Annotated in this window: 10 protein-coding genes; 2 read left to right on the top strand and 8 right to left on the bottom strand. The window is 65.9% G+C overall.

What is annotated here, in order from left to right; all coding sequences use genetic code 11:
• The first annotated feature begins 98 nt into the window (after positions 1-98).
• Positions 99-500, top strand: coding sequence for a hypothetical protein (locus AC5RUQ_RS14060; RefSeq protein WP_493947947.1), 402 nt, complete (start codon positions 99-101; stop codon positions 498-500).
• Between the two features lie 195 nt (positions 501-695).
• Here the strand turns inward: AC5RUQ_RS14060 and AC5RUQ_RS14055 are convergent, their stop codons facing one another.
• Complete coding sequence (locus AC5RUQ_RS14055) at positions 696-1,274, bottom strand: GNAT family N-acetyltransferase (RefSeq protein ID WP_493947946.1); 579 nt, start codon at positions 1,272-1,274, stop codon at positions 696-698.
• 272 nt (positions 1,275-1,546) lie between these two features.
• Here AC5RUQ_RS14055 and AC5RUQ_RS14050 point away from each other — a divergent pair, with 272 nt between their 5' ends.
• Positions 1,547-3,043 carry an MFS transporter gene (locus AC5RUQ_RS14050; RefSeq protein ID WP_493947945.1) on the top strand — a complete coding sequence of 499 codons (1,497 nt, stop codon included), beginning with the start codon at positions 1,547-1,549 and terminating at the stop codon, positions 3,041-3,043.
• A gap of 155 nt (positions 3,044-3,198) precedes the next feature.
• Here the strand turns inward: AC5RUQ_RS14050 and bcp are convergent, their stop codons facing one another.
• From bcp to AC5RUQ_RS14015, 7 genes are all read right to left on the bottom strand, one after another.
• Positions 3,199-3,678 (bottom strand): thioredoxin-dependent thiol peroxidase, encoded by a 480-nt coding sequence (bcp, locus tag AC5RUQ_RS14045; RefSeq protein WP_163165875.1) that lies wholly within the window; start codon positions 3,676-3,678, stop codon positions 3,199-3,201.
• An 81-nt stretch (positions 3,679-3,759) separates the two neighbouring features.
• A complete protein-coding gene (locus AC5RUQ_RS14040; RefSeq protein ID WP_493947944.1) occupies positions 3,760-4,431 on the bottom strand; it encodes a winged helix-turn-helix transcriptional regulator in 672 nt (223 codons plus the stop codon).
• A gap of 9 nt (positions 4,432-4,440) precedes the next feature.
• Positions 4,441-5,784 carry an allantoinase AllB gene (allB, locus tag AC5RUQ_RS14035; protein WP_493947943.1) on the bottom strand — a complete coding sequence of 448 codons (1,344 nt, stop codon included), beginning with the start codon at positions 5,782-5,784 and terminating at the stop codon, positions 4,441-4,443.
• Positions 5,777-6,991 (bottom strand): glycerate kinase, encoded by a 1,215-nt coding sequence (locus tag AC5RUQ_RS14030; protein WP_493947942.1) that lies wholly within the window; start codon positions 6,989-6,991, stop codon positions 5,777-5,779. Before AC5RUQ_RS14030 ends, allB begins: the two co-directional genes overlap by 8 nt.
• 2 nt (positions 6,992-6,993) lie before the next feature.
• Positions 6,994-8,772 (bottom strand): glyoxylate carboligase, encoded by a 1,779-nt coding sequence (gcl, locus tag AC5RUQ_RS14025; RefSeq protein WP_493947941.1) that lies wholly within the window; start codon positions 8,770-8,772, stop codon positions 6,994-6,996.
• A 146-nt stretch (positions 8,773-8,918) separates the two neighbouring features.
• A complete protein-coding gene (locus AC5RUQ_RS14020) occupies positions 8,919-9,800 on the bottom strand; it encodes a 2-hydroxy-3-oxopropionate reductase (RefSeq protein WP_493948140.1) in 882 nt (293 codons plus the stop codon).
• Between the two features lie 52 nt (positions 9,801-9,852).
• Complete coding sequence (locus tag AC5RUQ_RS14015) at positions 9,853-10,653, bottom strand: hydroxypyruvate isomerase family protein (RefSeq protein WP_493947940.1); 801 nt, start codon at positions 10,651-10,653, stop codon at positions 9,853-9,855.
• Between the last annotated feature and the right edge of the window lie 253 nt (positions 10,654-10,906).

Below are 10,906 nucleotides of genomic sequence, written 5' to 3'. Positions count from 1 at the left end.
CCGGGACACTCGAAGGCAGGGAGCAGCTTTCTTCGAGTACGAGGGTCAAGGACGATCCGTTCGGAGGCTGCACGGCGGGCAGGAAGGCGGAGCAGCCAGTGGGACACATCAACAAGAAAAACCAGGTGACGGCGGGTGGCGCCGCTGTTACAGAACCGGCCCGTGCAGTGCCGGCTGGTTCAGAACCGAACTCTCTGACAGCAGGAGGGGAATCGGTGCCCGGCGACCTGTTGCAGGCAGCTGTGGACAAGGGCAGGGCGCTGCTGCGTGTCTACTTCCACTCACGAAAAGTGCGTGCCGCCGCCAATGCCCTGGCCCAGGCGCTGGCCGAATCGCGGGAGGCATCCAGCTGGCCGGGCGACCGGCTCCCGGTCGGCGCGGAGATGTCCGTGCAGGTGGAGAAGCTGACGCGCCGCCTCAAGCTGGAAACCGAGGCTCACAACAGGCTGGAGGCACTTTTCAAGAGTGTGGATTTGGGGCGTTCCGCAGCGGCGGCTTAGGTGCCACACTTAGGAGCAATCGAGTGGCTGGGGGGTTACCGGGTCAGGAGATTGTTATGGGTTGGTGGACAGGTTGGGCGTACCTCATTGCGGGACTCATGACAGTCGATGCCCTGCTTTTGGCATTGTGGGCCATCGACGAGGACTGGCCCGGCAAATGGTGGAAAAAACCCTGACACGCTTGATCCAGGATCATCAACCTCCTGCCAGGTCCAGGCGCATCAGCACCCGCGGGAAGCCGTTGAGGATTGATTCCGTGTCCGCGGCCTTCGTGAAGCCGGCGTCCTCGAAGAGCTTTCGGGTGCCCACGTAGGCCATAGTAAGGTCGACTTTCTGCCCGCCGTTATCTACTGGGTAGCCCTCCACGGCTGCTGCTCCATGGGCCCGCGCCAGTTCTACGGCACCCTTCAGCAGGTGGTGGGAAATGCCCTCACCCCGATGACCCGGCCGTACCCGGATGCACCACACCGACCACACCTCCAGGTCGTCCACGTGCGGGATCTTGCGGTTGCCGGCGAAACTGGTGTCAGCACGGGGGTGGACCGCTGCCCACCCAACTACCTCGCCGCCGTCGTACGCCAAAACCCCCGGCGGGGGATCCTGGGCCACCAGCTCTTTCATCAGGTCCCCGCGCTCCGTCCCGCGCAAGGCCTGGTTCTGTTTGGATGGAATTCGGTAGCTCAGGCACCAGCAGACGTTGGCGTCGGGCCGCTTGGGCCCCACCATCGTCCTGACGTCCTCGAACTCGGTGGCCGGACGGACCTCGATCGCCATGCGGCCATCCTGTCACCGGACCCCGGAAGGGGGCAACGGGGGTGCTTAGTCCACGGCAACACGTCATACGCACCTGGACTCCTCCTGAAAGCAGTACCGGCTCAAGGAAGTGGATGTACCGGTCCTGCCTCGTCAACCCCACTGTCGGCTCCGACGAAACCAAGGCCTCCGCGACAGCAGGGCTGCCCCTTACGCGCTTAGGTTCCGGTGAAGCAGCAGGAGGGGGGTTTCCACCCTGTCGGCCCCGGTTGGTCCTCATTACACTGGGACGCATGACCGAGCAGGAACCGGCCCGGGGCACGGCTGCTGCGGCTTCCGACGGCGGGACGGGGCTTGGCGAGGACGTGGCCCTCGCCGCCACACCTGATGAGGACGGGGAAGCCCCGCACCTGGCGGACCCGGACGCCGTCGACACCTCCGTGCGCAGCCCGGCAGAAAGGTCGCGCACCTTCACCGGGATCCTGGTGAACACCGCCCTGGCCAACATCACCACCAGCTACCTATGGTTTGCTCTGACCTTCTGGGTGTACCTGGAAACGCGCAACGTGATCGCCACCGGGGTGGTGGGGGGCGCGTACATGCTGCTGATCGCCCTTTCCAGCATCAGCTTCGGCACCTTCGTGGACCGCTACCGCAAGCTGGCCGTGATGCGATTCGCCGCCGCCTTCACCCTGGTGATGTTTATGCTGTCCGGGGTGATGTTCCTCCTGACGCCCGCGTCGTCGCTACTGGACCTGACCCAGCCGTGGTTCTGGGTGTTCACCCTGGTCATCCTGATCGGCGCGGTGGTGGAGAACCTGCGGAACATCGCACTGTCCACCACGGTCACCATCCTGATCGAGCCGGACCGGCGGGCCAATGCCAACGGCCTGGTGGGGATGGTGCAGGGGCTGATGTTCCTCATCACTTCCGTGCTGTCAGGGCTGTCGGTGGGGCTGCTGGGTATGGGGTGGACCATCGTGGTCGCCCTCATGCTCACAGCGCTCGCCTTCGCACACCTGCTCATCCTCCGCATGCCTGAGGAACGGCAGGTCGCGGCCACCGATGCGCACGGCGGGTTCGACCTTCGCGGCTCCTACGCCGCTGTGCTGGCCATTTCCGGCCTGTTCGCACTGATCCTGTTCTCCACGTTCAACAACTTTATCGGCGGCGTCTACATGGCGCTGATGGACCCCTATGGCCTGGAGATGTTCCCAGTGGAACTCTGGGGCGTTTTTCTGGCTGTAGGCTCCAGCGGATTCCTGGTCGGCGGGGCGCTGATCAGCAAGTTCGGCCTCGGGGCCAACCCGTTGCGCACTCTGCTTATCGCGGTAGTGGCCATGGGGGTCCTCGGCGCGGTGTTCACCCTCCGGGAGTGGGCGTGGCTGTACGTCCTCGGGATCTGGCTGTACCTGACGCTGGTGCCCGTTGTGGAGGCCGCCGAGCAGACGGTGATCCAGCAGGTGGTTCCGCTGCCACGGCAGGGCCGGGTGTTCGGTTTCGCCATGGCGTTTGAGTCTGCGGCTGCGCCCATCACGTCCTTCCTTATTGCGCCGCTCGCCCAGTTCTGGATCATCCCCTACGCACGATCGACCGACGGCGCGGCCCAGCTGGCCCCGCTGCTGGGCGAGGGCACCTCCCGCGGTATTGCCCTGGTGTTCCTCATCGCAGGGATCATTATGGTCATCGCCGCGCTGCTGGCTTTCCTGACCCCCGTGTACCGTCGGGTGTCGGCCGAATATCAGCAGGCGGCCGCAGAGGGCAAGGCTACGGCGGACACGGACGCGTAGGGCGCCAAAGCAGCAGGATGACTTGGCGCCGCGATTGTGCCCTTAACGCCGGGACGCTCCCGCAGTAGGTGCCAGAGCGTCCCGGGTAAAGGCGCGTCAAGTGCGAGAGCGTCCCGGGTAAAGGTGCGTTAAGTGCGAGAGCGTCCGGTGGGTGGCTAAATTCCCAGGGCTTCCTTCAGGGCAGCAACGTGGCCGTCGGCCTTGACCTGGTACTGGGCCAGCGTGACTTTGCCTTCGGGATCCAGCACTACAGTGGAGCGGACAATGCCCTCGGTGATTTCGCCGTTGACCAGCTTCTCGCCCCAGGCGCCGTAGGCCAGGGCAACTGCGTGGTCCGGGTCGGACAGCAGGGGGAAGGTCAGGGAGAAGTCACCGGTGAAGCCGGCCAGGGCTTCCGGTGCATCGGGGGAGATGCCGATGACTTCGTAGCCTTTGCCCTGCAGGGAGGCCAGGCTGTCGCGGAAGTCGCAGGCCTCCGTGGTGCAGCCGGGGGTGGCGGCCTTGGGGTAGAAGTACACGATGACGTTCTTGCCACGGTAGTCGGCCAAGGCAGTCTCGCGGCCCTGGGCATCCTGAAGGGTGAAATCAGGGGCCTGGGTTCCGGGCTGAAGCTTGGTGGTCAGGGTCTGGCTCATGGCGTTCCTTTGGAAGACTTTGTCAGTTACTGGCAAAACATCAAGTGAAGCGGCTTCCCGCTCAGTCATACAACTCCGGCGTCATATGCAGTATTCCGCCGGGCCGCGGACGGTTACCCGCTGCCCCGGCACAAACCGGTAGCCTCCGCCGCGGACAGTGGCCACAGCATGGCGCGCATTTCCGAGTTTCCGGCGGATCCGGCCCACGTACACGTCGATGGACCGGGCCGAGGCGCCGGGGGTTTCAAACGAGTCCAGGAACTGCTGGAGTTCCTCCCTGCCCACAGTGCGCGACAGGTGGGTCACCAGGTACCGGAGCACCTTGAACTCGACGCCGGTCAGCTGCACAGTGCGGCCGTCCAGCAGCACGGTGTCGGCAGCCAGGTCCACGGCAACCCGGCTGACGGGACCGGCCGACGGCGGCAGCCGGGTGCCGCCGTCGTCATCGGTGCCGCCGGGGTTCTCCGCCGCGGAGGGAGGCTGAGAGGAGTCGTCTGCGGCTCCTTCCGCCGTGGCGGAGACCCCGGAGGTGGGAGCTCCGGTGGCGGGCCAATGGACTTCCGCCTCCGGAGCAGTTTCGAGGGCCCTGGCTAGGACCAGTTGGGCGGCGTGGGCGAGGAGTTCCGGGCTGGTGCCTTCCCCGGGAACCACCCACACGGCGAGTCCCCGGGCAGCCGCCGCCGGCGCGGCAGCACCCCTGACGGCTATCCGCGGCCGTGCCACCGTCCGCGGATGGTGGGCTTCCACTGCCATGGCGCGTCCCTAGACTCCGCCGCGGCGGATCAGCTTGCCCGTGGGGGTTTGGCCGTCCACTACAGCGCCGCGCAGGAACGTCTTGCGGACCACGCCGGAGAGGGCCTTGCCGTCGTAGGGGGTGATGGGGTTCTTGTGCTTGAGCTTGGACACGTCCACCACAAACGCCTCGTCCGGGGCGAACACGGCAAAGTCGGCGTCGTAGCCCAGCGCCAGTTGGCCCTTGTTGGAGAGCCGGGCCAGCGCTGCCGGCTTCTCACCCATCCAGGACACCACCTGCTCCAGCGGAATGCCGCGGTGCCGTGCCTCCGTCCATATCAGGGACAGGCCCAGCTGCAGCGACGAGACGCCGCCCCAGGCCACGGCGAAGTCCCCGTTCTCCAGGTCCTTCAGATCCAGGGTGGAGGGGGAATGGTCCGAGACGATGCAGTCGATGGTGCCGTCCTGCAGGCCCTGCCACAGCAGCTCCCGGTTGGAGGCCTCGCGGATGGGCGGGCAGCACTTGTAGGCGGTGGCGCCGTCGGGGATTTCCTCAGCCATCAGCGTCAGGTAGTGCGGGCACGTCTCGACGGTCAACTTCACGCCGTCGCGCTTGGCGGAGGCGATCATCGGCAGGGCGTCCGACGACGAGAGGTGCAGGATGTGCGCACGCGCACCGGTCCAGCGGGCCCGCTCGATGACCTCGGCGATGGCCTTGTTCTCGGCGCCGCGGGGGCGGGAGGCCAGGAAGGTTTGATAGTGGTCGCCGCCGGGGTGCGGCGCGCGGTCGATGGCATGGGAGTCCTCCGCGTGGACAATCATGAGGGAGTCGAAGGACTTCAGCTCGGCCATGTCCTCCTCCATCTCATCCGCGTCCAGGTGCGGGAACTCGTCCACGCCGGAGTGCAGCAGGAAGCACTTGAAGCCGAAGACGCCTTCGTCGTGCAGGGCCCGCAGGTCACCCTTGTTGCCGGGGATGGCGCCGCCCCAGAACCCAACGTCAATGAACGCCTGGTCCTCGGCCACCTCGCGCTTCAGCTTGAGGTTTTCCACCGTGGTGGTGGGCGGGACCGAGTTCAGCGGCATGTCGATGATGGTGGTTACCCCGCCGGCAGCAGCTGCACGGGTGGCGGAGGCGAATCCCTCCCACTCGGTGCGGCCGGGCTCGTTGACATGGACGTGGGTGTCCACCAGCCCGGGGATCAGGGTTTCGTCGTCGGCCAGCTCAATGACCTCGGCGCCGGCCAGGCCGTTGCCCAGCGGTTCGAGGGCCACGATTTTTCCGCCGCGGACGCCCACTTCGCGGGGTGCCAGGCCGGCGGTGGTGAGGATGCGCTGGCCGCGGATGACCAGGTCAAAACGTTCTTCAGACATGGAGGTCCTCCTTGGTGGTTGCGGGACGGGACAGCGTGTTCGCCGCCAGCCTTCCGCTGATCTGGGTGCCCAGCTGCTCCAGAAGCTCCGCTGCCTCTGCTATGCACCTGTCTACATTGCTTTCAAGCTCGGTCAAAGCGTAAACGTCCTCGAATCCGGCAGCGGCTGCCTGGCCCGGTCCAAGCGTGGTGCGGCCGCACACTGCGATCACCGGGACACCCTGCGCTGCGGCTGCCCGGGCAACACCCATGGGCGTCTTGCCCAGCAGGCTCTGCTCGTCCAGGCTTCCTTCGCCGGTGATCACCAGGTCGGCGCCGGCCAGTCTCTGCTTCAATTCTGTGAATTCGAGGACAACGTCGATGCCCGGGCGGCGGGTTGCGGCCAGAACGGCGATGGCGGCATAGCCAACACCTCCTGCCGCTCCGGCGCCCGGGGCTTCCGCTGCCTTGAAGGCCCTGTTATTGGGGCCGTCGGGACCGATTTCCCTGGCCAGGACTTCGACAAACCTGGCCAGGGCGGCGTCGAGCATGTCGACGTCCTGTTGCGTGGCGCCCTTTTGCGGGCCGAAAATCACCGCGGCGCCTTGGGCGCCGAGCAGGGGATTGTCGACGTCGGACGCCAGCACAAAGCGTGTGTCCTTCAGCCGGGGTTCAAACCGGCTGAAGTCGATCCGGTCCAGGCGGGCCAGGGCGGCACCACCGGGCGGAAGTTCGTTGCCCTCGATGTCGAGGAACCTGGCGCCGAGCCCCTGCAGGACGCCCGCACCGCCGTCGGTGTTGGCACTGCCGCCCACGCCCAAAATGATGCGGTTGCAGCCGGCGTCAAGGGCGGCGGAGATGAGCTGGCCGGTGCCCAGGCTGGTGGCGGTGGCGGCCGCCGTCGGGCCTGGCCGTCCATCAACCAGCGCGCCGGCGGGGAGCAGGGCCAAACCCGAGGCCGCCGCCATCTCGATGACCGCCTCATTGCCCCGGACAGCGAACTCGGCCGTCACCGGTTCACCGGTGGGTCCGGCAACCACGGCGCTGCGGCGGGTGAAGCCCGAGCCGACGGCGGCGTCGAGGGTGCCCTCACCGCCGTCGGCTACGGGAATCCGGACCACGTCAAGATTGCCGCCCGCCCCGCGCTGCAGCCCCTTTTCCAAGTGGCTGCAGACCTCCGGGGCGGACAGGGATCCCTTGAACTTGTCCGGGGCAATGACGATGCGCATGTTTAGCCCTGCAATGCCAGGATGGCGGTGGGGGCGTCGGCAGCGGTCTCGGCCAGTTCCTCAAACTCGTTCACCGCGTTAATTTCCACACCCATGGAGATGTTGGTGATCTTTTCCAGGATCACTTCCACCACCACGGGCACCTGGAACTCGCCCATCAGTGCCTTGGCCTTGTCGAACGCGGCGGCGAGGTCCTTGGGGTCCTCCACACGGACGGCCTTGCAGCCCAGGCCCTCGGCCACCTTCAGGTGGTCCACGCCGTAGCCGTTTGTCTCGGGCGAGTTGATGTTGTCGAACGCCAGGGACACGTTCTGTTCCATGTTGAAGCCGCGTTGGGACTGGCGTATCAGGCCCAGGTAGGAGTTGTTCACCACCACGTGGATGTACGGGAGGTTGAACTGTGCGCCCACGGCCAGTTCCTCGATCATGAACTGGAAGTCGTAGTCACCGGAGAGGGCAACCACGGTCTCGTCCGGCTTGCCGCGAACGACGCCGAGGGCCGCCGGAGCGGTCCAGCCCAGGGGACCTGCCTGGCCGGCGTTGATCCACTTGCGCGGGCCGAACACGTGCAGCATCTGCGCGCCGGCGATTTGGGACAGTCCGATGGTGGACACGTAGATGATGTCGCGGCCGAAAGCCTTGTTCATCTCCTCGTACACACGCTGCGGCTTGATGGGGATGTTCTCGAAGTGGGTCTTGCGGTGCAGGGAGGCCTTGCGCTCCTGGCATTCAGCCACCCAGGCGCTGTAGTCCGGCAGGGACCCTGCCGCCTTGCGCTCGCGGGCGAGCTCAACCAGCCCGGCCAGCGCCGCACCGGCGTCGGACGCGATGCCCAGGTCCGGGGAGAACACGCGGCCGATCTGCGTGGGCTCGATGTCGATGTGCACGAACTGCCGGCCTGCCGTGTAAGTCTCCAAGCCGCCGGTGTGGCGGTTGGCCCAGCGGTTGCCGATGCCGATCACGAAGTCGCTCTGCAGGTAGTTCTCGTTGCCGTAGCGGTGCGAGGTCTGCAGGCCCACCATGCCGGCCATGAGCTGGTGGTCGTCCGGGATGCTGCCCCAGCCCATCAGGGTGGGGATGACCGGAACGTTGAGGATCTCGGCCAGTTCCACCAGCTGCGCGGAGGCGCCGGCGTTGATGATGCCGCCGCCGGCCACGATCAGCGGGTGCTGGGCCGCGGTCAGCATGTCCAGGGCCTTTTCCAGCTGCTTGCGGGAGGCCTTGGGCTTTTCGACGGGCAGGGGCTCGTAGGTCTCGATATCGAATTCGATCTCGGCCAGCTGGACGTCAATGGGCAGGTCCAGCAGGACCGGGCCGGGGCGGCCGGAACGCATCAGCTGGAAAGCCTTCTGGAAGGCGCCGGGAACCTGGCCGGGCTCCAGGATGGTCATGGCCATCTTGGTGACGGGCTTGGCGATGGACTCGATGTCCACGGCCTGGAAGTCTTCCTTGTGCAGCTTGGCAACGGGTGCCTGGCCGGTGATGCAGAGCATCGGGATGGAGTCGGCCCAGGCGGCGTAGAGGCCCGTGATCATGTCCGTGCCGGCGGGGCCGGAGGTGCCGATGCAGATGCCGATATTGCCGTCCTTGGCGCGGCTGAAGCCGTCGGCCATGTGGCTTGCGCCTTCAACGTGGCGGGCCAGGGTGTGGCGGATGCCGCCGTGGGCCCGCATTGCGGAATAAAAGGGGTTGATCGCGGCGCCTGGCAGGCCGAACGCCTCGATGGCGCCTTCCTTTTCCAGGATGGCCACCGCTGCATCAACGGTACGCATCTTGCTCATGGTGTGCTCCTACTTAAGTCTGTTTAGGGGAAGTCTGTTTTTGGGTGTGCTGAAGGGAGTTTTTGTCCAGATATGCAGACTTAGAGGTTGTGAAAGCCTGCTTATCTGGACAAAAACTTTGTGTGCTGGGTGGCTGGGGGCCGGGGTTACTCGCGGCCGCTGAGCTGGAGGACCTGTTTGAAGAGTCCGGAGTGGTCCAGTGCGCCGTCGCCCTGGTTGACGGTGGCGGCGACGAGCTGTGCGACGACGGCGCCGAGGGGGACGGCGACGTTGGCTTCGCGGGCGGCGGAGGTGACGATGCCCAGGTCCTTGTGGTGGAGGGCGAGGCGGAAGCCGGGGTCGAAGTTGCGGTCGAGCATCTTCTGGCCCTTCTGGTCCAGGACCTTGGAGCCGGCCAGGCCGCCGCCGAGGACCTTGAGGGCGGCGTCGGTGTCCACGCCGTAGGCCTCAAGGAAGGCGATTGCCTCGCCGAGGACCTCGATGTTGACGGCGACGATCAGCTGGTTGGCTGCCTTGACGGTTTGGCCGGATCCGGAGGGGCCGACGTGGACGATGGTTTTGCCGACGGCGTTGAGGACGTCCGAGGCGGCGTCGAAGTCTTGCTTGTCGCCGCCGACCATGATGGACAGGACGGCGTCGATGGCGCCCTGTTCGCCGCCGGAAACCGGGGCATCCAGGGGGCGGATGCCAGCTTCGCGGGCTTCGTCGGAGAGGCGCTTGGCGACGTCCGGGCGGATGCTGGAGGCATCGATCCACAGGGTGCCCTTCTTCGCGTTCGCGAAGATGCCGCCCTTGCCGCTGACGACGCCCTCAACATCGGGGGAGTCCGGGACCATGGTGATAACGACGTCGGCATCCTTGACGGCGTCCGCGATGCTGGTGGCGCCCTTGCCGCCTTCGGAGACGAGCTTGTCGATTTTGTCCTGGCTGCGGTTGAAGCCGGTGACGGTGTGGCCGGCCTTGACCAGGTTGATGGCCATGGGCAGGCCCATGATTCCGAGTCCGATTACTGCAACGTTGCTCATGATGGTTCTCTTTCTGGAAGTCTGTGTGTGGTGCGGGCGGTTGAGCTTGGTGGAACTACGCGGTGGCCGGCTGGCGGATGGCCCAGCTGAAGGCGGTTTCCTGCGGTTCCTTGTACTCGAGGCCGATGTAGCCTTGGTAGCCGAGTTCGCGGCTGCGGGAGATCCATTCGCCGAGCGGGAGGGTGCCGGTGCCGGGGGCGCCGCGGCCGGGGTTGTCGGCGATCTGGATGTGGCCGAAGTCCTTGGCGTGGTTTTCGATGACGGATTCGACGTCGTCGCCGTTGACTGCGAGGTGGTAGAAGTCGGCGAGGAGCTTGATGTTGGTGGCGCCGGATTCCGCCTTGACGCGGGCGATGACCTCGAGTGCGTCTTCGGCCGTGAGGAGCGGGTACTTGGGTGCGCCGCTGACCGGTTCGAGGAGGACGGTTCCGCCGATCCTGGCGACGCCTTCTGCAGCTGCGGCAAGGTTCTTGACGGCCAGTTCGTCCTGCTCTTCGGGGGTGAATTCGTCCTGCCGGTTGCCGTAGAGGGCGTTGAAGGCCTTGCAGCCCAGGCGTTCGCCGATGCCGGCCACCACGTCGATGTTGTCCTTGAACTCGGAGCAGCGTCCCTTCCAGGAGACGAGGCCGCGGTCGCCGCCGGGCATGTTGCCGGCGTTGAAGTTCAGGCCGGTGAGCTGGACGCCGGCATCCTTGATGGCGTTCTCGAATTCGGCGACCTGCGCGTCAGAGGGAACGGAGCTTTCGAAGGGCCACCAGAACTCGACAGCGTCAAAGCCTGCTGCCTTGGCTGCCGCGGGGCGCTCGAGCAGGGGCAACTCCGTGAGGAGGATGGAGCAGTTCACTGTGTACGTCATCGTAGGTCCTTCCGAGGAGGGGCTTTGATCTATCTTCCCTTTGCTTGGCGGCCTCGGTACTGCAGGCGGTTTCCGCTTTGTGGAATTTAGATTCTGCTTTATGAAAAGTGTAGGGAAAGCGGGGTGGGGGAGTCAAGGGGACTGGGACGAAAGGGGTGCACTGCCACTTCGCTGGGCTCTTTATGGCACGCCGGCCCGTTCCGCGAAGAGCTTGGGGGCCGTTAGGCCCGGAGCCTCACGGCATCCGCTGAGC

Source organism: Arthrobacter sp. MDT2-3 (assembly GCF_059090465.1).
This window is presented reverse-complemented; position numbering and strand designations above follow the sequence as displayed.